Source organism: Nocardioides sp. LHG3406-4 (genome assembly GCF_049897745.1).
In the GTDB taxonomy this organism is placed as follows: Bacteria; Actinomycetota; Actinomycetes; order Propionibacteriales; family Nocardioidaceae; genus Nocardioides.
Genome location: NZ_JAFCWV010000004.1, coordinates 191,454 through 212,000, shown reverse-complemented (window position 1 = coordinate 212,000; position 20,547 = coordinate 191,454). Strand labels below are relative to the sequence as shown.

The window sequence follows — 20,547 nt, the reverse complement described above, 5'->3', positions numbered from 1 at the left end:
GTTGGAGCACCCCGATGCGCTTTCCCCGCCGACTGTCCGCCGTCCTCGCCCCGCTCGTGGGACTGGTGCTGGCCTCGGGCCTGCTCGCCGTCACCATCGCGCCGGCCGGGACCACCCCGCCCCCGGCCGCCCGTCGCACCAACGTCGTCACTCCGGGTGACTTCACCGGCTACGGCTTCGACCAGTGCCTGGCGCCGGACCAGAGGAAGATGGACGCCTGGCTGCGCCACTCCCCCTTCCTCGCCGTCGGCATCTACATCTCCGGCGACTCGCGCGCCTGCCGAGAGCAGCCGAACCTCACGCCGGCGTGGATCTCGACCCAGCTGGCCAACGGCTGGCGGCTGCTCCCGATCGCGCTCGGACCGCAGGCGTCGTGCCAGCCGCGGTTCCCGCGCTACAAGGACGACTTCAAGATCAACCCCAACCCGGGAGCCAGCGGCACCTACGCCATCGCCCAGGGCCAGGGCTCGACGGAGGCCGACAAGAACGTCGACGACGCCCTCGTCCTCGGCATCGCACCGGGCAGCACCATCTGGTACGACCTCGAGGGCTTCGACCTCACCGACACGCACTGCCGCGAGTCGGCCCTGCGCTTCGTCCACGGCTGGACCACGCGGGTCCTGGCGCGCGGCTTCGTGCCCGGCATGTACTCCAGCGCCGGCTCGGGCATCAAGATGATCGACGATGCCCGCGTGCAGCGCCCCGGGCAGTTCACCCTCCCCTCGCGCATCTGGATCGCCCGTTGGGACGGCATCGCCAACACCTCGACGTCCTACATCCGCGAGGACGGCTGGAGGCCCGGCGGCCGAGTGAAGCAGTACCTCGGCGGCCACAACGAGACGTGGGGCGGCGTCACGATCAACATCGACAGCAACTACCTCGAGCTCGGCCGGAGATCCGTCGCCGATGCCGAGAGCTGGTGCGGCGGGCTCAAGACCAGCTACTGGAGCTTCCCCCGGCTCACCACCAAGAAGGCGAAGGCCAGCCGGGTCAAGGTCCTGCAGTGCTTCCTCACCGCCCGCGGGCTGTACGCCGGCAAGGTCAACGGCCGCTACAACAAGCAGACCCGCAACGGCGTGGCCCAGTGGCAGACCGGGCGCGGCCGCACCGCGGGCAAGGCGTTCACCCGCGGGGACTGGGTGTCGTTCCTCGCGGAGGGCTCCACCCCGGTGCTCAAGGTCGGCTCGGCCGGGGCCGACGTCTTCCGCGTCCAGCGCGCCCTGAACGCCACCGGGCGCGGCAAGCTGGGGGGCAGCGGCGTCTACGACCGCAGGACGGAGTCGGCGATCCGGGCCTACCAGAGGGCGCGGGGCGTGACCGTCACGGGCACGACCACGCCCGAGGTGTGGGCGGCCCTGGCTGCTGGCCGGAGGTAGCCCCTGCCGTCACTCGTCGTCGACGATGTTGGCGACGGGCTTGGCGGCCCGGGCGCGTTCTGCCTCCCGCGCCGCCTTGCGAGCCGCCCGGGCGGCCCTGCGGTCGGCGATGGCCTTCTGCTTGGCCTCCTTCGCCGCCGCGGCCTCCCGCGCCGCGGCCGGGTCCTCGGCACGCGCGGAGCCGCCGGCCTGGGACCCGCGCATCCCGGGCCGCGAGCCACCACCCTTCCCGGCCAGCATCGCGCCACCACCCCCGCGGCCGGCGGCCGCACCGGCCATCGGGCTGGCACCGAGCGCGCCGGTCCCGGCTGCCGCCTGGGCCGCCCGGCTGCGACGACCGCTCTTCCCGGCCGCGAAGAGCGCCGAGGCCCCGGCGAGCGCCGCGCCGCCCAGGCTGGGTGCGCTGAAGCTGACGCTGCCGACCGGTGCGTACGACGCCGCCGTCAGGCCGCCGCCCCCGGCACCGGCCGTCACGGAGCCTGACTGCGTCTCGCCCAGCACCGTGGTCGTGGAGGTCGAGCCCGCGGTGTGATCGGCAGCCAGCCAACCCAGCACGTCGATGCCCTCGGGGCCGCGGGCGACCACGTCGGCCCACTGGCGGGCGGTGTAGTCGAACTCCGTCTTGGCGCGCCGCAGCGTGTCGACGTCGCCGTACAGGGCGAAGTCGAGGTCGCTGCGGATGCCGGCGGCGTTGGACTTGGCCATCTCGACCTGGGTGTTCTGCTCGTCGGAGCCCGGGGTGAAGACGACCATCCCGTCGGCCCCGACGACGCTGTGCGGGACCAGCGCCACGAAGGACCACTCTCGATCGAGCCGGCGCTGGGCGGCGGTGAGGCTGCCGGAGACCTTGGTGAGGGTGTCGGAGATCTTCTCGGCGACCAGGGCGAGGCTGTCCAGGGTGCCGACCACCTGCTTGCGGTGGGCGTCGTAGCCCTCGGAGGACATCGACTCCCAGCCGCTGCTGAAGGCCTTCTGCGCGGTGGCGACCAGCTCGTCGGCCGCCGTCGACATCGCGACCGCCATCTCGGCCCAGGTCTGGGCGGCGACGTCGAGCGCGGTGACGTCGGCGCGCAGCTGGAAGGGGTTGGCGACCATCAGTCGCCCCCGTTCCCGTGCCCGCGACCGTGTCCCTGCCCGTGTCCCTGCCCGTGTCCCTGCCCGTGTCCCTGCCCGTCTCCCTGGCCGTGCCCGTGGCTGCCGCCGCGCCGCTGGTCGCCGCTCTTGCCGTCGTCGGCGCCGCTCTCGCGCACCGAGAGGAAGGCCTCCGTCGCCTTGTCGTCGGCCTCGCGGGCGTCGAGCGCTGCCTGCTGGAGGGCCTGCACGCCGTCCATCAGCACCTGGGCGAGCGACTTCACGACCTGGTCGGCCGCGGCGGTGGCGGTGTCGTAGGTGTCGGCGATGGCGGCCGCAGCCGGGCTGTCACCGAGCGAGTCGTGGGCCACGGCGAGCGTCGCCTGTGCGGCTGTCCACTGGGTGGCCAGCACGTGGGCAGCCGACTGGGACTGCGCGGCGAGCTTCACGAGCTCGTCGGGATTGACCTCCATGCCACTCTCCAGCGCTGACGGCAGCGAATGCTGGGGGCCTACCCGGCCCCTGCAGGGCCCAAACCTGCGGAATCAGGCGAAGGTCGCCACGGCCAGGCCGCTGAAGAACGCGAGCCCGTCCGTCCCCGGTCCGCAGAGGGTCTCGACGGCGTGCTCGGGGTGAGGCATCAGGCCCACGACGTTGCCCCGCTCGTTGGTGATGCCGGCGATGTCGCGCAGGGAACCGTTGGGGTTGTCGCCGAGGTAGCGAGCGACCACGAGCCCCTCTCCCTCGAGCCGGTCGAGGGTGTCGTCGTCGGCGACGTAGCCGCCCTCGCCGTTCTTGAGCACGATGGTGACCTCGGCGCCCTCGGCGTACGTCCCGGTCCAGGCGGTGCGGGTGTTCTCGATGCGAAGCCGCTGGTCGCGGCAGACGAACTTGCGGTGGTCGTTGCGGATCAGCGCGCCGGGCAGCATGTGGGACTCGCACAGGATCTGGAACCCGTTGCAGATGCCCAGCACCGGCATTCCCCGTCCGGCGGCCTCGACCACCTCCGTCATCACCGGAGCGAACCGCGAGATGGCCCCGGCGCGCAGGTAGTCGCCGTAGGAGAACCCGCCGGGCAGCACGACCGCGTCGACGCCCTGCAGGTCGTGGTCACCGTGCCAGAGGGCGACGGCCTCGTGCCCGCCCAGGCGTACGGCGCGCTGGGCGTCGACGTCGTCGAGGGAGCCGGGGAACGTGACGACGCCGACCTTCACGCGACGGTCTCCTCGACCCGGACCGTGAAGTCCTCGATGACCGGGTTCGACATCAGCGTCTCCGCCATCTTCTCGACCTCCACCCGACGCTCGTCGGTGGCGTCGCCGTCGATCTCGATCTCGAAGCGCTTGCCCTGACGCACGTCGACGACCCCGGCGAACCCGAGCCGGGGCAGGGCGCCGAGCACGGCCTTGCCCTGCGGGTCGAGGATCTCGGGCTTGGGCATGACTTCCACGACGTACCGGGCCACGGAGCGCTCCAGGGTTCGGGGGATGGGTGCGGGATGAGTCTATCGGCGGCCCGAACGGCCGCGCCGCTGAGCCCCCACGATCATCAGCGCCACCCCGAGTCCGGCCACGATCGGGCCGATGATCGCCCAGATCTCCTGGCCCGTCATCGGGCTGCCGTCGAGCCAGCCGAGCCCCTGGGCGGTCCAGACGCCGCCCATCAGCAGCATGACGCCTCCGACGGCCACGAGCAGGATGGCCACGTCAGCCCAGCTCGCGCTTGAGGATCTTGCCGGTGGCCGTCATCGGCAGCTGGTCGACGAACACCACCTCGCGGGGGTACTTGTACGCCGCCATCTGCTCCTTGCTCCACTCGACCAGCTCGTCCTCGGTGACCGTGGCGCCCGGCGTACGCAGGACGTACGCCTTGATCTCCTCGCCATGGCTCTCGTGGGGTACGCCGATCACGGCGGTCAGGCTGACGTCGTGGTGGGTCATCAGCACCTCCTCGACCTCGCGGGGGTACACGTTGAAGCCGTTGCGGATGATCATGTCCTTCGACCGGTCGACGATGTAGTACCAGCCGTCGGCGTCGCGCCTGCCAAGGTCGCCGGAGCGGAACCAGCCGTCCCGGATCGCCTCGTCGGTGGCGTCGGGGCGGTTGTAGTAGCCCTTCATGACGTTGTGGCCCTTGATCGCGATCTCGCCGACCGCGTCCGGAGCGTCCTCGACCTCGTCCCAGGTGCCCGGCTCGAGCAGCTTCATCTCGACGCCGAGGATCGGCCGGCCGACGGAGCCGACGCGGGCGGCCTCGCCCCTCGGCGAGAAGCTCGCGACCGGCGAGGTCTCGGAGAGGCCGTAGCCCTCGAGGATGGTCACCCCGAACCGCCTCTCGAAGTCCTTGTGCACCTCCACCGGCAGCGCCGACCCGCCGGCGGCCGCGATCCGGAGGTTGCCGGCCAGTGCCTTGACGTCCACCCCGGAGTCGTCGAGGGCGCCGAGCAGCCCCCAGTACATGGTCGGCACGCCGGCGAAGAAGGTCACCTTCTCCCGGGCCATCGTCTTGAGCGCGGCATCCGCGTCGAAGCGCGGCAGCAGCACGACGGTGCCGCCGAAGGCGAACCCACCGTTCTGGATCACGGTCTGGCCGAAGGAGTGGAAGAGCGGCAGGACGCACAGGTAGGTGTCGGGCTCGTCAGCGTCTGCGCCGAAGAGGTCCTTGCCGGCCCACGCGTTGTCCCGCATGTTCCGATGCCGCAGCTCGGCGCCCTTGGGCTGACCGGTCGTCCCCGACGTGTAGAGGATGACCGCGGTGTCGTCGGCGTCGACCTCGACGGTCTCGAACGTCGGGGGCTGGCCGCTCATCCCCTGCCCGAGGGTCTCGGTGCCGTCGATCGGCGACGTTGCGGCCGGGTCGACCGTGATGACGAAGAAGTGCTCGCACCCGTCGGCCTGGCCGAAGCCCTCGTGGCCGGCCCGCCCGATCGGCAGCTCGTCGGTGCCCTCGAAGCAGAAGTACGCCTTCGCGTCGGAGTCGGCCAGGTGGTAGGCGACCTCCCGGCCCTTGAGCAGGACGTTGAGCGGGACCACGACGGCGCCGGCCTTGAGGATGCCGAAGTAGATGATCGGGAAGTAGGGCAGGTTGGGGCAGCTCAGCGCCACCTTGTCGCCCGGCCGCACGTCGCGCGAGACCAGCAGGTTCGCGACCTGGTTGGCGGCCGCGTCGACCTGGGCGTAGGTCAGCCTGGTGTCACCGAGGACCACGGCCTCGCGGTCGGCGTACCTCGCGGCCGAGTCCTCCAGCAGGATCGACAGGTTGTCCAAGGCCATCTCCTCAGTTCGACGCGGTGGTACCCCGGAACCTAGTCGCCAGGTCCTCTCGTGGACAGCACCCGACCGGCCCTCCTGAGGTCGGCTGCGGCCACCCGGCCCGCGATCCGGGCAGCGGCCGCGGCGACGTACCGCAGCGGCCCGGACGCCGACATCCGGCCCTCGGCCTCGACCCGGCAGCCACCCGACCGCGCCGTGAAGTGCAGCACCAGCGTGCCGACGATGCCGCCCATCCGGGCCGTCTCGGCGAGCACGCGGAACGGCACGAGCTCGGTGATCTCGAGCCTGGCCCGCATCCCGACCACCGTCGTCTCGCTCCAGGCGAGGCCGACCCGGGGCTCGGCGTCGGCGTCCTCGAGTCGCACCGACATCAGGGTCGACTGCCACTCCGGGCGGTTGCGCGGGTCGGCCAGGTAGCGGAACACCCGCTCGGGCGGGTGCGGCAGGTCGACGACGCAGCCGAAGCGCGTCCCGCTCAGAACGACTCCCCCGTCAGCAGCTCGTAGGCCGCGACGTACCGGCCGCGGGTGAGCTCGACGACCTCGTCGGGCAGCGGCGGGGGCGGCTCGCCGGCGCTGCGGTCCCAGCCGGAGGCAGGTGAGGTGAGCCAGTCGCGCACCACCTGCTTGTCGTACGACGCCTGGGCGCGGCCCGGCTGCCAGTCGTCGGCCGGCCAGAAGCGGCTGGAGTCGGGCGTGAGGACCTCGTCGCCCAGCACGATGGTGCCGTCGGCCCGGCGGCCGAACTCCAGCTTCGTGTCGGCCAGGATGATCCCGCGCTCCCGGGCGATCGCCTCCGCGCGGCCGTAGACCGCGAGGGTGAGGGTGCGCAGCTCCGCCGCGAAGTCGTCGCCGATCTCCTCGACCACGGCTGCGTAGTCGACGTTCTCGTCGTGGTCGCCGAGGGCCGCCTTGGTGGCCGGCGTGAAGATCGGCTCGGGCAGCCGCGAGGCGTCCTGCAGACCGGCAGGCAGCGGGATGCCGCACACCTCGCCGGTGCGTCGGTAGTCGAGGAGCCCGGAGCCGGTGAGGTAGCCGCGCGCCACGCACTCGACGGGGAACATGGTGAGGTTCTCGCAGATCACCGCGCGGCCGGCGACCTCGGCGGGCACGTCGGTGGAGAGCAGGTGGTTGGGCACGAGGTGCGAGAGCTGGTCGAACCACCACAGTGACAGCGCGGTGAGGATGCGGCCCTTGTCGGGGATCTCGGTGGCCAGGACGTGGTCGTAGGCGGAGATGCGGTCGGAGGCCACCATCAGCAGCGCCCCGGAGTGCTCGCCCTCGTCGACGACGTAGAGATCGCGCACCTTGCCGGAGTGCAGGTGGGTGGTGCCGGCGATGGCCGGGGCCGGGGGGAGCGACGGGGCGGGCATGCGCAAACCCTATCCACGGCGCGGCCGGCGACCGGCGTGACCGACCGGCGCTGGACGCCGTGCGTCTCGCCAGGACTTTCTGGTTCGGGAGGTTTCGGACCGGCCGGAGAGGGGCAGGAGGCGCTCACCAGCCCTGAGCCCGGAGGCCGCCATGGAGTACGACACCACTCTCGAGAACTACATCGGCACGCGGCACCACGGCCGCCTCGACCACGGGGCCAGCGGCAGCCGCGAGATGCAGGTCGACCTGTCCGAGCTCGACGGGTACGTCGCGCTGGTGCAAAGGGCCAGCGACGACCTCAAGGCCGTGAAGTCGGGCGCCTCCTCGAGCGTCACCCAGTCCGACTTCGGGCCGATCCTCGAGCTGATGATGGGCTCCTACAACTCCCTGGTGCCGAAGCTGCACACCGCCCTCGAGGAGGACGGCACCCGGATGGCCGACCACGCCGAGGCCCTCAAGGCGACGGCCAGGGACTTCACCCTCACCGAGGCCGGCGTCTCGCAGACCTACGGCGGCAAGTCCTACGACGGCCGCAACGGGTCCACCGCCTTCGGCGACGCGGTCGAGACGACCCTCGCGCGTCCGAGGGCCACCCAGGGCGAGCTGCCCAAGGTGAGCTTCGGCCAGCCCTACGACATCGTGTGCGACCTGATCGCGATGCTCACCGGATTCGACATCCGAGCCGAGCTGGCCGAGAAGATCGGCGGCGACACCGTGGGCGCCTCCACGCAGGGTTCCTCGTGGGGCTCGCTCGGCAAGTCCGTGAGCGCGGTCGCCACGAACCTCGAGGCCGGCCGGCACACCGTCTCGGGCACGTGGAGCGGCACCGCGTCCGACTCCGCCCGCAACAACATGGGCCAGTGGGTCGGCATGCTCGACTCGCAGGCGGGCAAGATGATCGAGATGGGCCAGAACGTCGTCCAGATCTGCAAGGACGCCTGGGAGACCGCCATGTGCGTGGTCGAGACCATCAAGTCCGCGGTCCAGGCCGTGTCCTCGGCCCTGGCCACGATGAGCATCCCCGGGATCGGCTGGGCCCGGGTCGTCCAAGCCTGCTACCAGGCGTTCCAGGCCCTGATGAAGGCCTTCAACGTGCTGAAGAAGTTCTTCAACATCCTCAAGTCCGTCAAGAGCTACATCGAGATGGTCAAGGACTTCTTCAACCCCGACGAGCTGCCCTCGGCGACCGCCACGGCCTGAGTACCCTTCCCGCATGACCCGCGAGGAAGAGATCCTGGCCGAGCTGGCCAAGGCGCGCTCCGAGTTCAACGTCGCCCAGGCCGACCTCCGCTCGCACCTCGACAAGATGCGGGCGCGGCCGCTGCTGTCGGACGACGAGCGCAAGGCGCTCGAGGAGCTCGCCGAGAAGGGCCGGCTCGACGACGACATGACCGCGCTGGTCAAGAAGGTCAAGGACGGCGAGGACACCTGGGAGGCCGTCTTCTCCGGCGAGTCCCCGCACGGCCAGCTGCTCCACGAGAACCTCTCCCAGCTCATCGCAGCGCACGGGCTCGAGATCGCCGAGGCCTGGGAGGACCTCCTCGACGAGGAGGAGGAGAAGGGCAACTACCTCTGACCCGCGCCGGCGCGCCGCACGGTCGGGTCAGATGATCGCGCCGGGCGAGTACGCCGCCGCCTCGGGGTGTCGACGCGCGACCTCCTCGACCCGGCGTACGACGGTCTGCACCTGGTCGACCGCAGCCCCGGTGAACGTGATCGGGTCGGCGACCAGCACGGCCAGCTGGTCGGCGCTCAGGGCCAGCCGCTCGTCGGCGGCCAGTCGCTCGAAGACGTCGTTGTCGGCCTGGCCCTGGCGCATCGCGAGGGCCACGCCGACCGCAGCCTCCTTGATCGCCCGGTGCGCGACCTCGCGGCCCACGCCGTTGCGCACCGCCGCCATCAGCACCTTCGTGGTCGCCAGGAACGGCAGGTAGCGGTCGAGCTCGCGCTGGATCACCGCCGGGAAGGCGCCGAACTCGTCGAGCACGGTGAGGAAGGTCTGGAAGAGCCCGTCGGCGGCGAAGAACGCGTCAGGCAGCGCCACGCGGCGTACGACGGAGCAGGAGACGTCACCCTCGTTCCACTGGTCGCCGGCGAGCTCGCCGACCATGGAGAGGTGGCCGCGGAGGATGACCGCGAGGCCGTTGACGCGCTCGCACGAGCGGGTGTTCATCTTGTGCGGCATCGCCGACGAGCCGACCTGGCCCTCCTTGAAGCCCTCGGTGACGAGCTCGAGCCCGGCCATCAGCCGGATCGTGGTGGCGAGGTTGGAGGGCCCCGCCACCAGCTGGACCAGCGCGGAGACGACGTCGAAGTCGAGCGACCGCGGGTAGACCTGGCCGACGCTGGTGAAGACGTGGTCGAAGCCGAGGTGGGCGGCGACCCGCGACTCCAGGTCGGCCAGCTTGGCGGCGTCGCCGTCGAGGAGGTCGAGCATGTCCTGGGAGGTGCCGACCGGGCCCTTGATGCCGCGCAGCGGGTAGCGGGCGATGAGCTCCTCGACGCGCTGGAGGCCGACGAGCATCTCGTCGGCGATGGTCGCGAAGCGCTTGCCCAGCGTGGTGGCCTGCGCGGCGACGTTGTGGGAGCGGCCGGCCATCACGGTCGACTCGTGCTCGGCGGCCAGCCGGGCGAGGCGCGTGAGCGCGGCGACGGCCCGGTCTCGCACCAGGCTCAGGGAGCTCAGGATCTGCAGTTGCTCGACGTTCTCGGTGAGGTCGCGCGAGGTCATGCCCTTGTGGATGTGCTCGTGCCCGGCGAGGGCGGAGAACTCCTCGATGCGCGCCTTCACGTCGTGACGGGTGACGCGCTCGCGAGCCGCGATCGAGGCGAGGTCGACCTTGTCGACGACCTGCTCGTAGGCCTCGACAACCCCCGCGGGCACGTCGATGCCGAGGTCGCGCTGGGCCTTGAGCACGGCGATCCAGAGCTGCCGCTCGAGCACGATCTTGTGCTCCGGCGACCAGATCGCGGCGAGGTCGGCGCCGGCGTAGCGGGTGGCCAGGACGTTCGGCACAGCCGTCGGGGTGGTTGTCATGTGGTCTCCTCGGTCAGGGAGGCGCCCTCGACGACACCCAGTGGAACGGCGGCGATGTCGCGGCGCCACTGGGCGCCGGGGAACGAGATGGTGGCGACGCCCTCGTAGGCCTTCGCACGTGCGTCGGCCACGTCGGCGCCGGTCGCGCACACGGCGAGCACCCGGCCGCCGGCGGTGACGAGCCCGGCGTCGGTGCGCGATGTACCCGCGTGGATCACCTCGACGTCGCGCTCCTTCGCCAGCGTCTCGGTGCCGACGATGACGTCGCCCTTCGAGGACGACTCGGGATAGCCGGCGCTCGCCATCACGACGGTCACCGCCGCCCCGTCGGCGAAGGTTGGGGCGGGTACGACGCCCAGGTCGCCGTCGGCGGCGGCCCTGAGCAGCTCGCCGAGCGGGGAGGTGAGCAGCGCCAGCACCGGCTGGCTGTCGGGGTCGCCGAAGCGGCAGTTGAACTCGATCACGCGCGGCCCGGCCGCGGTCAGCGCCAGGCCGACGTACAACACGCCGACGAAGGGGGTGCCGCGTCGGACCATCTCGTCGAGCGTCGGCTGGACGACGGTGGCGAGCACCCGCTCGGCGAGGTCGGCCGGCGTCCACGGGAGCGGGGAGTAGGCGCCCATGCCGCCGGTGTTGGCGCCGCGGCCGCCGTCGAAGATGCGCTTGAAGTCCTGGGCGGGTGGGAGCGCCCGCGCGGTCGTGCCGTCACAGACCGCGAAGATCGAGACCTCGGGGCCGTCGAGGAACTCCTCGACCACGACGCGGTCGCACGAGGCCGCGTGCTCGAGGGCCTCGGCGCGGTCGGTGGTGACGACCACGCCCTTGCCGGCCGCGAGGGCGTCGTCCTTGACGACGTACGGCGGGCCGAAGGCGTCGAGCGCCTGCTCGACCTCCGCGGCCGTGCTGCACACGCGGGAGGCCGCGGTCGGCACTCCGGCGGCGGCCATCACCTCCTTGGAGAAGGCCTTCGAGCCCTCGAGCCGCGCTGCCGCCCGGGACGGCCCGAAGCAGGCGATGCCTCGCTCGGTGACCGCGTCGGCGACACCCGCCACGAGCGGTGCCTCCGGGCCGACCACGACCAGGTCGACGCCCAGCCGCGCCCCCAGGTCGGCGACCGCGGCGCCGTCCATCGGGTCGACGTCGTGGAGCGTCGCCACTGCCGCGATGCCCGGGTTGCCCGGGGCTGCGTGCACCTCGGTGATGCCGGGGTCGCGGGAGAGCGCCAGGGCCAGCGCGTGCTCGCGGCCGCCGGTGCCGATGACGAGGGTCTTCACGGATCGCTCCCGATCAGTCGTGCACGACGAGGGTCTGCTCGCGCCCGGGGCCGACGCCGACGCCCCAGATGCGGGTGCCCGACATCTCTTCGAGGGCCAGCACGTAGGCCTGCGCGTTCTTCGGCAGGTCGGCGAAGGTTCGGCAGCCGGAGATGTCCTCCCACCACCCGTCGAGGAGCTCGTAGACGGGCTTCGCGTGGTGGAACTCCGTCTGGGTCATGGGCATCTCGTCGTGGCGCACGCCGTCGATCTCGTAGGCGACGCACACCGGCACCTTCTCCCAGCTCGACAGCACGTCGAGCTTGGTGAGGAACAGGTCGGTGAGGCCGTTGACGCGCGTGGCGTACCGGGCGATGACGGTGTCGTACCAGCCGCAGCGCCGGTCGCGGCCGGTGGAGACGCCGACCTCCCCGCCGACCTTCCACAGCTTCTCGCCGTCCTCGTCGAAGAGCTCGGTGGGGAACGGCCCCGCGCCCACCCGGGTCGTGTAGGCCTTGATGACGCCGATGACCCGGTCGATGCGCGTGGGGCCGACACCGGCGCCCGTGCACACCCCGCCCGCGACGGCGTTGGACGACGTCACGAACGGGTAGGTGCCGTGGTCGACGTCGAGCATGGTCGCCTGGGCGCCCTCGAAGAGCACCGTCTTCTCAGCGTCGAGCGCCGTGTTGAGCAGCAGGGAGGTGTCGGTGACCATCGGCCTCAGCCGGTCGGCGTACGACAGCAGCTCCTCGACCACCGACTCCGCCTCGACGGCCCGGCGGTTGTAGACCTTCGCGAGCAGGTGGTTGCGGACGTCGAGCGCCGCCTCGACCTTGGCGAGCAGGATCTTCTCGTCGAACAGGTCGGCGACCCGGATGCCCAGGCGGTTGATCTTGTCGGCGTAGGCGGGCCCGATGCCGCGCCCGGTGGTGCCGATCTTGTTCTTGCCCAGGAAGCGCTCGGTGACCTTGTCCATCGTCGAGTGGTACGACGCGATGACGTGCGCGTTGGCCGAGACCACCAGGCGCTCTCCGGCCGGGACGCCCCGGGCCTCGAGCAGGTCGATCTCGCGGAACAGCGCCTCCGGGGAGACCACCACGCCGTTCGCGATCACCGAGATGGTGCCCCCGGTGAGGATGCTGCTCGGCAGCAGGTGGGTGGCGAACTTCTCACCGTCGACCACGATGGTGTGACCGGCGTTGTGACCACCGCTGGTGCGCACGCAGTAGTCGATCGTCTCGGTCGTGGTGAGCAGGTCGGTCGCCTTGCCCTTGCCCTCGTCGCCCCATTGGGCGCCCAGAACAATGATCGCGGGCATCGCAGCCCCCTTCATCGGTACGGCTTCGGGAAAGAGACAACCCCGGGCGCAAGTACTGCTTGGGCACCGGGGCTCTTGCGGCACAACGCTACCAAAGGGCCTCCCGGGCCGCCGGGTAGTGTCCCGCCGGTGGACCCCCTCCTCGTGATCACCAACAGCGGCGCCGGCACGGCGGACCAGGCAGCCCTGGACGAGTCCCTCGCGATCCTCCGCGACGGCGCCTCCGTCGAGGTCGCGGCCACCTCCAACCCGGGCGAGCTGGACGGCGTGCTGCACCGGGCCGGGTCGCGGCGGATCGTGGTGGCCGGCGGCGACGGCAGCCTGCACGCCGTGGTCTCGGCGCTGCACCGGCGCAACGAGCTGACCGGCCGGGTCCTGGCCCTGCTCCCGCTCGGCACCGGCAACGACTTCGCCCGGACCACGGGGATCCCGATCGACCCGGCGGGCGCCGCCCGGCTGGTGCTGAAGGGCCAGGTGCGGGCGGTCGACCTGATCGTCGACGAGACCGGCGAGGTCGTCGTCAACAACGTGCACGTCGGCGCGAGCGCGCAGGCGAGCCGCCGTGGTCACCGGTGGAAGAAGCGGCTCGGCGCCATCGGGGTCGGGAGGGTCAACCTCGGCAAGCTCGGCTACCCGATCGGAGCGGCCCTGGCCGCCTTCCTGCCGCCGCGGGTGCGGCTGCGGGTTGAGGTCGACGGGGTCGTGGTCAACGACCTGGACCAACCGGTGCTGATGGTCGCCGTGGGCAACGGCGCCTTCGTCGGCGGCGGCACGGAGGTCACACCGAACGCCGACCCCGAGACCGGCGCGGTCGAGGTGGTCGTGTCGCGCGCCGTGGGACCGCTGGCCAAGTTCGGCTACGTGCTGGACCTGCGCCGCGGCAGGCACCAGGAGCGCGAGGACGTGCGCGCCCTGCGCGGCACGACCGTCACGGTGGCCGGCGAGCCGTTCTTCGTCTCCGCGGACGGCGAGATCTACGGGCCCGAGCGGTCCCGGTCGTGGCGGGTCGAGCGGGGCGCCTACTCCATGGTGCTGCCCGCCCCCGGCGACGCCGTCGACCCGGCGGACCAGCCGTAGGGCCGGTCAGATCCAGCCGCGGCGTACGGCCTCGACGCCCGCCGCGAACCTGGTGTCGACGCCCAGGTCGCTCATCAGGGTGTGGATCCGCCGGCGCACGGTGCGCAGGCTCATCCCGAGGGTGCGGGAGATCTGCTCGTCCTTCGCCCCCGCGGCGAGCTGGGTGAGCAGCAGCCGGCGGAGATCGGGGCGGGCATCACCGGAGTCGAGGTGGGGTACGGCGGCGGCGGTGTCCCACAGGGCGTCGAAGTAGGCCACCAGCATCTCGATCAGCCCGCGCTGCCGGATGACCAGCCGGTGCGCGTTGGCCACGCCGGGCGGGTCGGGGAGCATCGCCCGGTTGGTGCCCACGATGGCGAGCCTGGTGTGCACCTCCGGCACCACCCGGATCTGCTCACCGCTGCGCGCCCGGCTGACCAGCACGTCGGGCGCCTCCTGGAGGGCCCGGGCCGGGTAGATGGCGCGGACGACGCGCCCCGCCCGCACCGCGGTCATCGTGGCCTGGAACATCATGGACTCGCTGGGCATCCGCCACTGGTCGGGTCGCAGGAAGAGCACCTCCCCCGACGTCTCCTCGATCCACGAGACCAGCGTCTGGGGCACGCTGCGGTCGCTGGAGAGGCGCTCCCCGTCGATCGCCAGCGCGTGGACGTCCTCGACCCGGCTGTCGCCCTCCCCGAGGAAGGGCAGCGCTCGCGAGAGCCCCGCGAGCCGCTGGGCGACCTCGTCGGCCTTCCGGCTCTCCGCCGCCAGCATCAGGCCGAGGGACTCGGCCGGTGACGCGACGTGCAGCACGTCGTCCTCGAGGCGCACCACGCCCGAGGAGATCATCGGGCCGAGCTCGGCCAGCAGCTGCTCGCGGGTGCGGAGCAGGCTCTGGGCGACCTCGTCGACGCGCGTGCCGCTGCCGGCGTACACCTGCCGGTACAGCCGGTCGACCTCGGGCGGGAGCCCGAGGGCGGCCGCTACGGGACGCATGGGCATGGTGGCAGGTTAGTGCCACTGGCCACTTGGAGCCACGGCAAGAGGGAATTCGGCTGTCAAACTCGGCACCGATGTGCCGATGCCGGGGTCGGGGGACCCAGGGCGTCGACCACCATCGCGGGGCCGCCGGAATCGTCGCAGGGGATCGATTCCGGCGTCCTTGTCATTTCAGGGTCATCTCGGGCCTTCTGACGGTCCTCCTTCTGCGGTGTCCCTCCGCGCTCGGTCGACCGCACCGGCACCTGTAGCGTGGCCGCCCGACCAGCGCATGCGACCAGCGCACCTGATCAGGGAGGGAACCACCGCCGATGGCACGAGGCAAGAGCCAGTCCGAGCCCGTCGACTGGGTGACCCGAGCGGCCGACGACGCCGTCCGGCACGCCGGCGAGGGTGCCCTGGTGACGGTCGCGTCGGGCGCCTCCCCCTCCGGTCCCATCCACCTGGGCAACCTGCGCGAGTTCCTGACCCCGCACTTCGTCGCGGAGGAGCTGCGCCGCCGTGGCGTCGCCGTACGCCACCTGCACAGCTGGGACGACTACGACCGCTTCCGCAAGGTGCCGGCGGGCGTCGACTCCTCGTGGAGCGAGCACATCGGCCGGCCGCTGTCGTCGGTCCCCGACCCGTGGGGCTGCCACGAGTCCTGGGCCGAGCACTTCAAGGCGCCGCTGCGCGCGGCCCTGGTCGAGCTGGGCGTCGAGATGGACGAGATCAGCCAGACGCAGATGTACTCCTCCGGCGCCTATCGCGAGCAGATCCTTCTCGCCGTGCGACGTCGCGACGAGATCGAGCAGGTGCTGGCGAAGCACCGCACCAAGGCGCCGGCGGCCGCTGTGGCCGCCGCCGCCGAGTCCGCCGAGGAGGCGGCCGCGCTCGCCGACTCGATCGCCGCCGACGACGAGGCGACGGGGTCGGGCGACCTCGCCCGCTTCCCGTTCAAGCCGTGGTGCGCCGAGTGCGGGCGCGACACCACCACCGTGACGTCGTACGACCACGAGACGACCGAGCTGACCTACACCTGCGACGTGGACGGCCACGCGGGCCGCACCAACCTCACCACCGAGGACGGCGGCAAGCTGGTCTGGAAGGTCGACTGGCCGATGCGGTGGGCCTACGAGAAGGTCGACTTCGAGCCGGCCGGGCTCGACCACATGACGCCCGGATCCTCCTACACCGTCGGCCAGGAGCTGGTCGGCACGATCTTCGACTGGCGCGCCCCCTCACGGGTGACCTACGCGTTCGTCGGGTTCGCCGGAGTGCAGAAGATGTCGTCGTCGTCGGGAGGGGTGCCCACCGCCGCCGACGCGCTGCGCGTGCTCGAGGCGCCGATCCTGCGCTGGCTCTACGTGCGTCGGCAGCCCAAGCAGGCGTTCACGATCGACTTCGGCCCCGAGGTCGTGCGCCTGTACGACGAGTGGGACGCGCTCGGTCGCAAGGCCGCCGACCCGGAGAAGCGCGACGCCGCCGTGCTGGCGTGGGAGCGCGCCTCCTCGACGGCCACGGCCGGCGCGCTGCCGTCCCCGCGGGTCGTCGTACCGTTCCGCACGCTGTCGTCGGTCGCCGACGTCACCGCCGGCTCCGCCGACCTCATCAGCTCGGTGATCTCCCACGTCGGTCACGCGCACGACTCGGTCGACGACCTCCAGCCGCGGCTAGCGAAGGCGATGCAGTGGACCGCGGAGTTCGTGCCCGACGCCGACCGCACGATCGTGCGGGAGTCGCCCGACACCGATCGGCTCGCCGCGCTGTCGGAGGACGAGGAGCTGTGGCTGCGGATCTTCCTCGACCGGCTACCCGCCTCGATGGACCTCGACGAGGTCACGTCGGTGGTCTACGGCACTCCCAAGGTCGCGCGGGGGCTGGGCTTCGACGACGCGCCCACCGACCAGGTCAAGGCCGACCAGAAGGACTTCTTCCGGCTGCTCTACAACCTGCTCGTCGCCAAGGACCGCGGACCCCGGCTGCCGACGCTGGTCGTCGCCCTCGGCATGGACCGCGTGCGAGACCTGCTGGGAGCCGGGAGCTAGCCGAGCAGCTCGGCGTGCGCCGCGGGGCTGGAGTCGCGCAGGAACTCCGAGCACCGCTCCCACTCGTCGGTCTCGCCGATGGCGCGCGCCGAGAGGGCCAGCAGGGCGAGCGCGCGCAGGAAGCCGCGGTTGGGCTCGTGCTCCCACGGCACCGGGCCGTGCCCCTTCCACCCGTTGCGGCGGAGCATGTCGAGCGATCGGTGGTAGCCCACCCGCGCGTAGGCGTAGACGGTGACGTCGTCGGCGCCCTGCTCCCGCGCCTGCCCGGCCAGCGCGGCCCAGGCGGCGGGCGACGCGGGGCGGCGGCGTACGACGTCGAAGGGAGCCTCGCCGCCGGCGAGCTCGGCATCGGCCGGGTCGACCGGCAGGTGGGTGGGGGGCGGGCCGGCCATCAGGTCCAGGTGGTTCATGCCGCCACAGTAGTGGTCGGTGAAGGGCCGTCGGCGCCGCGTGGTTGAGTGATGCCATGGCCGAAGCTCCCACTCACCCCCGGTCCGAGACGGCCCAGAGCCCGTGGCCCGCGTTGTTCGCGCTGTGCCTGGGCTTCTTCATGATCCTGGTCGACACCACGATCGTCTCGGTGGCGACGCCGGCGATCATCGACGACTTCGACGCCCCGGTGAACACCGTCGTGTGGGTGACCAGCGCCTACCTCCTGGCCTACGCCGTCCCGGTGCTGATCACGGGGCGGCTCGGCGACCGGTTCGGTCCGCGGCGGCTCTACGTCCTCGGGCTCGTGCTGTTCACGGCGGCTTCGCTGTGGTGCGGGCTGACCACCTCGATCGACGGCCTCATCCTGGCGCGCGTGTTCCAGGGCTTGGGTGCCTCGCTGATGACGCCGCAGACGATGGCGATCATCACCCGGATCTTCCCCAGCGCCCACCGCGGTCGCGCGATGTCGCTGTGGGGTGCCACGGCGGGCGTGGCGACGCTGATCGGCCCGGTGCTGGGAGGGGTGCTTGTCGACTCGCTCGGCTGGGAGTGGATCTTCTTCGTCAACGTGCCCATCGGCCTGGTGGCGCTCGTGCTGGCGATGCGGCTCGTGCCCCGCCTGGAGACCCACCACCACCGGTTCGACTGGCTCGGAGTGGCGCTCAGCGGCGCCGGGATGCTGCTGCTGGTGTTCGGCGTCCAGGAGGGTCACCAGTACGACTGGTCGGTCATCATCGGCCCGATCACCGTGTGGCGGCTGATCGTCGTCGGCCTGGTGGTGCTGGTCGGCTTCGTCTGGTGGCAGTCCCGCAACCCGCACGAGCCGTTGATGCCGCTGGGTCTCTTCGCCGACCGCAACTTCTCGATCGCCAACCTCGGCATCGCCACGGTCGGCTTCGCCTTCACGGCGATGGGCTTCCCCCTGATGCTGTGGGCCCAGGTCGTGCGCGGCTACTCCCCCACGCAGGCCGGGCTGCTGCTGGTGCCGATGGCCGTCGTGTCGCTCGTCCTGGCGTCGTGGGTCGGCAAGCTCAGCGACCGGGTGCACCCCCGCATCCTGACCGTGCTCGGGTTCGGCTTCCTCATCGCCGGCCTGCTGCTGCTGTCGTGGTGGATGGCGCCGGACACCGCGCTGTGGCAGCTGGTGCTCGCACTGGCTGCGGTCGGTGTCGGCAGCTCCTTCCTGTGGGCGCCGTTGAGCACCACCGCCAACCGCAACCTGTCGCTCCGGCTGGCGGGTGCCGGCGCCGGCGTCTACAACGCCAACCGGCAGGTCGGCTCGGTCCTCGGCTCGGCGGCGATCGCCGTACTCATCGACTCGCGGCTCGCCGCGAACGGCCTCGGCGCGACCCAGGGTGAGCCCGCTGCCGTCGCCAAGCTGCCGGCGGCCGTGGCGACGTCGTTCAGCGACGCGATGGCGCAGTCGTTGCTGCTCGTGCCGATGGTGCTCGCGCTCGGCCTGGTGGCCGTGGTGCTCTTCGAGCGGCCCCGCCACTTCGCTCCGCTGACGAAGGCCGGCCGCTAGCGACGCGGCTCTCTTCTGAGGCGACGAGGCGATTGGGACGCGGAGCACGGGGTACCGCGAGGATCTACCCGCTCTGGAAGGACCATCATGGCTCGCAACACGCTCTCCCGTTCCCTGCACGACGTCGGTCTCGCCGCCTGGTTCGGCGGGACGCTGGCCAATGCCGTCGCCCTCAACCCCGCGGCGGGACAAGGTGGCTCGTCGACCGATCGAGGCGCGGTCGCCAACGTCGGTTGGGACCGCTGGACGCCCGTCAACGCCGCTGCGATCGGCGCCCACCTCGTCGGCGCCGTCGGCCAGCTCGCCGGCAACAAAGGCCGGATCACCGCCCAGCAGGGCGTCGGCTCGATGGCCGTGGCAAAGACCGCGCTGACCGCGGCCGCCCTGGGTGTCACGGCATACTCCCGGGTGCTGGGGCGCAGGGTCTCCGAGGAGACGCGGATGCCGGCGGAGTCGGGCACGCAGCCCGACGCCGGCACGCCGCCCGCCGTCGCGAACGCACAGCGTCAGCTTCGGGCCATGCAGTGGGCGGTGCCTGCCATCACCGGAGCACTGGTCGTGGTGAGCGCCTTCGCAGGCGAGCAGCAGCGCGCCGCCGAGGCCAACCGGGGAATCGTCCAGAGGCTGCTGCCCTAGCCGGCCTCAGGCGCCCAACGTGGTGCCGGCGGAGCGGAGGTTCTCACAGGCCTCGACGATCCGGGCCGCCATGCCGGCCTCGGCGGCCTTGCCCCACGCACGCGGGTCGTAGGCCTTCTTGCTGCCGACCTCGCCGTCGACCTTGAGCACGCCGTCGTAGTTGCTGAACATGTGCGCGGCGACGGGGCGCGTGAAGGCGTACTGCGTGTCGGTGTCGACGTTCATCTTGACCACGCCGTAGTCGACGGCCGCGGCGATCTCCTCGGCCGTCGAGCCGGAGCCACCGTGGAAGACCAGGTCGAACGGCTTCGCGCCGGCCTCGAGCCCGAGCTTCTCGACCACGGCCTCCTGCGCCGCCTTGAGGATCTCCGGCCGGAGCTGGACGTTGCCGGGCTTGTAGACGCCGTGCACGTTGCCGAAGGTGAGCGCCGCCATGTAGCGGCCATGCTCGCCGGTGCCGAGCGCCTCGACCGTGGCCAGCGCGTCCTCGGGCGTGGTGTAGAGCTGGTCGTTGATCGCGTTGTCGACGCCGTCCTCCTCGCCGCCGACGACACCGATCTCGACCTCCAAGATGATGTGCGCGGCCGCGCACTTGGCGAGCAGCTCCCGGGCGATCTCGAGGTTCTCGTCGAGCGGGACGGCCGAGCCGTCCCACATGTGCGACTGGAACAGCGGCGCCTCGCCGCGCGCGACCCTCTCGACCGAGATGTCGATCAGCGGCCGCACGAAGCCGTCCAGCTTGTCCTGAGGGCAGTGATCGGTGTGCAGGCCGATGTTGACGGGGTAGCTCTTGGCCACCTCGGCGGCGTACGCCGCGAAGGCCACGGAGCCGGTGACCATGTTCTTCACGCTGGGCCCGGAGAGGTACTCCGCGCCGCCGGTCGAGATCTGGATGATGCCGTCGGAGCCGGCGTCGGCGAACCCCTGCAGCGCGGCGTTGAGCGTCTGCGACGACGACACGTTGATGGCCGGGTAGGCGAACGACCTGGCCTTGGCCGCATCGAGCATCTCGGCGTAGCGCTCGGGGGTGGCGATGGGCATCGGGAGCTCCTCGAAGATGTGGCGGAACAGCGCGTGCTGACGTCGATTTCAACCCTAGCCGCTCGTCTCGCCCGACTCCGGTTCCCCCTAGGGTGACCTCAGCACGCGAGACGGCTCGCGTCTGA

21 protein-coding genes are annotated in these 20,547 nt (G+C 71.6%); 7 read left to right on the top strand and 14 right to left on the bottom strand.

All coding sequences use genetic code 11. The features are described 5' to 3' along the window. The first annotated feature begins 14 nt into the window (after window positions 1-14). Window positions 15-1,376: a glycoside hydrolase domain-containing protein gene (locus ACP7BP_RS15240; protein WP_426245758.1), complete on the top strand. Its 1,362-nt coding sequence runs from the start codon at window positions 15-17 to the stop codon at window positions 1,374-1,376. Window positions 1,377-1,385: 9 nt separating this feature from the next. Here ACP7BP_RS15240 and ACP7BP_RS15235 read toward each other — a convergent pair whose 3' ends face one another. The 8 genes from ACP7BP_RS15235 to ACP7BP_RS15200 all read right to left on the bottom strand — a co-directional run bounded on the left by ACP7BP_RS15235 (window position 1,386) and on the right by ACP7BP_RS15200 (window position 7,091). After that, window positions 1,386-2,471, bottom strand: a complete 1,086-nt coding sequence (locus tag ACP7BP_RS15235) for a hypothetical protein (protein ID WP_426245756.1) — start codon at window positions 2,469-2,471, stop codon at window positions 1,386-1,388. After that, window positions 2,471-2,920, bottom strand: coding sequence for a hypothetical protein (locus ACP7BP_RS15230; RefSeq protein ID WP_426245755.1), 450 nt, complete (start codon window positions 2,918-2,920; stop codon window positions 2,471-2,473). The genes ACP7BP_RS15235 and ACP7BP_RS15230 overlap by 1 nt, the downstream gene beginning before the upstream one ends. Window positions 2,921-2,992: 72 nt before the next feature. Then, window positions 2,993-3,661 carry a phosphoribosylformylglycinamidine synthase subunit PurQ gene (purQ, locus tag ACP7BP_RS15225; RefSeq protein ID WP_426245753.1) on the bottom strand — a complete coding sequence of 223 codons (669 nt, stop codon included), beginning with the start codon at window positions 3,659-3,661 and terminating at the stop codon, window positions 2,993-2,995. Beyond that, the gene (gene purS / locus ACP7BP_RS15220; RefSeq protein WP_426245751.1) at window positions 3,658-3,912 is read right to left on the bottom strand and encodes a phosphoribosylformylglycinamidine synthase subunit PurS; all 255 of its coding nucleotides are present in this window, start codon (window positions 3,910-3,912) and stop codon (window positions 3,658-3,660) included. The genes purQ and purS overlap by 4 nt, the downstream gene beginning before the upstream one ends. A 39-nt stretch (window positions 3,913-3,951) precedes the next feature. Beyond that, window positions 3,952-4,152, bottom strand: a complete 201-nt coding sequence (locus ACP7BP_RS15215; RefSeq protein WP_426245749.1) for a hypothetical protein — start codon at window positions 4,150-4,152, stop codon at window positions 3,952-3,954. A gap of 1 nt (window position 4,153) precedes the next feature. Continuing rightward, window positions 4,154-5,719, bottom strand: coding sequence for a long-chain-fatty-acid--CoA ligase (locus tag ACP7BP_RS15210; RefSeq protein ID WP_426245747.1), 1,566 nt, complete (start codon window positions 5,717-5,719; stop codon window positions 4,154-4,156). 32 nt (window positions 5,720-5,751) lie between these two features. Continuing rightward, entirely contained in the window at window positions 5,752-6,165 is a 414-nt protein-coding gene (locus ACP7BP_RS15205) for an SRPBCC family protein (RefSeq protein WP_426246224.1), read from the bottom strand. Window positions 6,166-6,194: 29 nt separating this feature from the next. Beyond that, window positions 6,195-7,091, bottom strand: a complete 897-nt coding sequence (locus ACP7BP_RS15200; RefSeq protein WP_426245745.1) for a phosphoribosylaminoimidazolesuccinocarboxamide synthase — start codon at window positions 7,089-7,091, stop codon at window positions 6,195-6,197. 151 nt (window positions 7,092-7,242) lie between these two features. Here ACP7BP_RS15200 and ACP7BP_RS15195 point away from each other — a divergent pair, with 151 nt between their 5' ends. Together ACP7BP_RS15195 and ACP7BP_RS15190 are read left to right on the top strand one after the other, a co-directional pair. Further along, window positions 7,243-8,292 (top strand): hypothetical protein, encoded by a 1,050-nt coding sequence (locus tag ACP7BP_RS15195; protein ID WP_426245743.1) that lies wholly within the window; start codon window positions 7,243-7,245, stop codon window positions 8,290-8,292. A gap of 13 nt (window positions 8,293-8,305) precedes the next feature. Next, a complete protein-coding gene (locus tag ACP7BP_RS15190) occupies window positions 8,306-8,668 on the top strand; it encodes a hypothetical protein (RefSeq protein ID WP_426245741.1) in 363 nt (120 codons plus the stop codon). A gap of 27 nt (window positions 8,669-8,695) precedes the next feature. Here ACP7BP_RS15190 and purB read toward each other — a convergent pair whose 3' ends face one another. From purB to ACP7BP_RS15175, 3 genes are read right to left on the bottom strand one after another with little or no spacing between them, the layout of a single operon-like run. After that, on the bottom strand, window positions 8,696-10,129 hold the full coding sequence (gene purB, locus ACP7BP_RS15185; protein WP_426245739.1) for an adenylosuccinate lyase: 1,434 nt from the start codon (window positions 10,127-10,129) through the stop codon (window positions 8,696-8,698). Continuing rightward, window positions 10,126-11,403, bottom strand: coding sequence for a phosphoribosylamine--glycine ligase (gene purD / locus ACP7BP_RS15180; protein WP_426245737.1), 1,278 nt, complete (start codon window positions 11,401-11,403; stop codon window positions 10,126-10,128). The genes purB and purD overlap by 4 nt, the downstream gene beginning before the upstream one ends. Before the next feature lie 13 nt (window positions 11,404-11,416). Beyond that, window positions 11,417-12,703: an adenylosuccinate synthase gene (locus tag ACP7BP_RS15175; protein ID WP_426245735.1), complete on the bottom strand. Its 1,287-nt coding sequence runs from the start codon at window positions 12,701-12,703 to the stop codon at window positions 11,417-11,419. Between the two features lie 129 nt (window positions 12,704-12,832). Here ACP7BP_RS15175 and ACP7BP_RS15170 point away from each other — a divergent pair, with 129 nt between their 5' ends. Continuing rightward, on the top strand, window positions 12,833-13,780 hold the full coding sequence (locus ACP7BP_RS15170) for a diacylglycerol/lipid kinase family protein (protein WP_426245733.1): 948 nt from the start codon (window positions 12,833-12,835) through the stop codon (window positions 13,778-13,780). 6 nt (window positions 13,781-13,786) lie between these two features. On the opposite strand, the gene ACP7BP_RS15165 is transcribed toward ACP7BP_RS15170, so the two are convergent. Then, window positions 13,787-14,764 (bottom strand): DNA-binding response regulator, encoded by a 978-nt coding sequence (locus tag ACP7BP_RS15165; protein ID WP_426245731.1) that lies wholly within the window; start codon window positions 14,762-14,764, stop codon window positions 13,787-13,789. 308 nt (window positions 14,765-15,072) lie between these two features. Here ACP7BP_RS15165 and lysS point away from each other — a divergent pair, with 308 nt between their 5' ends. Continuing rightward, window positions 15,073-16,788 (top strand): lysine--tRNA ligase, encoded by a 1,716-nt coding sequence (gene lysS / locus ACP7BP_RS15160; RefSeq protein ID WP_426245730.1) that lies wholly within the window; start codon window positions 15,073-15,075, stop codon window positions 16,786-16,788. Here the strand turns inward: lysS and ACP7BP_RS15155 are convergent. Then, the gene (locus ACP7BP_RS15155; protein WP_426245729.1) at window positions 16,785-17,198 is read right to left on the bottom strand and encodes a DUF3151 domain-containing protein; all 414 of its coding nucleotides are present in this window, start codon (window positions 17,196-17,198) and stop codon (window positions 16,785-16,787) included. The genes lysS and ACP7BP_RS15155 overlap by 4 nt on opposite strands. A 56-nt stretch (window positions 17,199-17,254) precedes the next feature. Between ACP7BP_RS15155 and ACP7BP_RS15150 the strand changes: the two genes are divergently transcribed. Together ACP7BP_RS15150 and ACP7BP_RS15145 are read left to right on the top strand one after the other, a co-directional pair. Continuing rightward, the gene (locus ACP7BP_RS15150) at window positions 17,255-18,745 is read left to right on the top strand and encodes an MFS transporter (protein ID WP_426245728.1); all 1,491 of its coding nucleotides are present in this window, start codon (window positions 17,255-17,257) and stop codon (window positions 18,743-18,745) included. Window positions 18,746-18,832: 87 nt separating this feature from the next. Next, window positions 18,833-19,381 carry a hypothetical protein gene (locus tag ACP7BP_RS15145; protein WP_426245726.1) on the top strand — a complete coding sequence of 183 codons (549 nt, stop codon included), beginning with the start codon at window positions 18,833-18,835 and terminating at the stop codon, window positions 19,379-19,381. A gap of 6 nt (window positions 19,382-19,387) precedes the next feature. On the opposite strand, the gene fbaA is transcribed toward ACP7BP_RS15145, so the two are convergent. Beyond that, the gene (gene fbaA / locus ACP7BP_RS15140) at window positions 19,388-20,440 is read right to left on the bottom strand and encodes a class II fructose-bisphosphate aldolase (protein WP_426246223.1); all 1,053 of its coding nucleotides are present in this window, start codon (window positions 20,438-20,440) and stop codon (window positions 19,388-19,390) included. Between the last annotated feature and the right edge of the window lie 107 nt (window positions 20,441-20,547).

Excerpts from the sequence above, each read along its gene's own strand:
- ACP7BP_RS15240 (WP_426245758.1), top strand. The coding sequence starts at position 15 with ATGCGCTTTCCCCGCCGACTGTCCGCCGTCCTCGCCCCGCTCGTGGGA.
- ACP7BP_RS15235 (WP_426245756.1), bottom strand. The coding sequence starts at position 2,471 with ATGGTCGCCAACCCCTTCCAGCTGCGCGCCGACGTCACCGCGCTCGAC.
- ACP7BP_RS15230 (WP_426245755.1), bottom strand. The coding sequence starts at position 2,920 with ATGGAGGTCAATCCCGACGAGCTCGTGAAGCTCGCCGCGCAGTCCCAG.
- ACP7BP_RS15210 (WP_426245747.1), bottom strand. The coding sequence starts at position 5,719 with ATGGCCTTGGACAACCTGTCGATCCTGCTGGAGGACTCGGCCGCGAGG.
- ACP7BP_RS15200 (WP_426245745.1), bottom strand. The coding sequence starts at position 7,091 with ATGCCCGCCCCGTCGCTCCCCCCGGCCCCGGCCATCGCCGGCACCACC.
- ACP7BP_RS15195 (WP_426245743.1), top strand. The coding sequence starts at position 7,243 with ATGGAGTACGACACCACTCTCGAGAACTACATCGGCACGCGGCACCAC.
- ACP7BP_RS15190 (WP_426245741.1), top strand. The coding sequence starts at position 8,306 with ATGACCCGCGAGGAAGAGATCCTGGCCGAGCTGGCCAAGGCGCGCTCC.
- purB (WP_426245739.1), bottom strand. The coding sequence starts at position 10,129 with ATGACAACCACCCCGACGGCTGTGCCGAACGTCCTGGCCACCCGCTAC.
- ACP7BP_RS15175 (WP_426245735.1), bottom strand. The coding sequence starts at position 12,703 with ATGCCCGCGATCATTGTTCTGGGCGCCCAATGGGGCGACGAGGGCAAG.
- ACP7BP_RS15165 (WP_426245731.1), bottom strand. The coding sequence starts at position 14,764 with ATGCCCATGCGTCCCGTAGCGGCCGCCCTCGGGCTCCCGCCCGAGGTC.
- lysS (WP_426245730.1), top strand. The coding sequence starts at position 15,073 with ATGGCACGAGGCAAGAGCCAGTCCGAGCCCGTCGACTGGGTGACCCGA.
- ACP7BP_RS15155 (WP_426245729.1), bottom strand. The coding sequence starts at position 17,198 with ATGAACCACCTGGACCTGATGGCCGGCCCGCCCCCCACCCACCTGCCG.
- ACP7BP_RS15150 (WP_426245728.1), top strand. The coding sequence starts at position 17,255 with ATGGCCGAAGCTCCCACTCACCCCCGGTCCGAGACGGCCCAGAGCCCG.
- ACP7BP_RS15145 (WP_426245726.1), top strand. The coding sequence starts at position 18,833 with ATGGCTCGCAACACGCTCTCCCGTTCCCTGCACGACGTCGGTCTCGCC.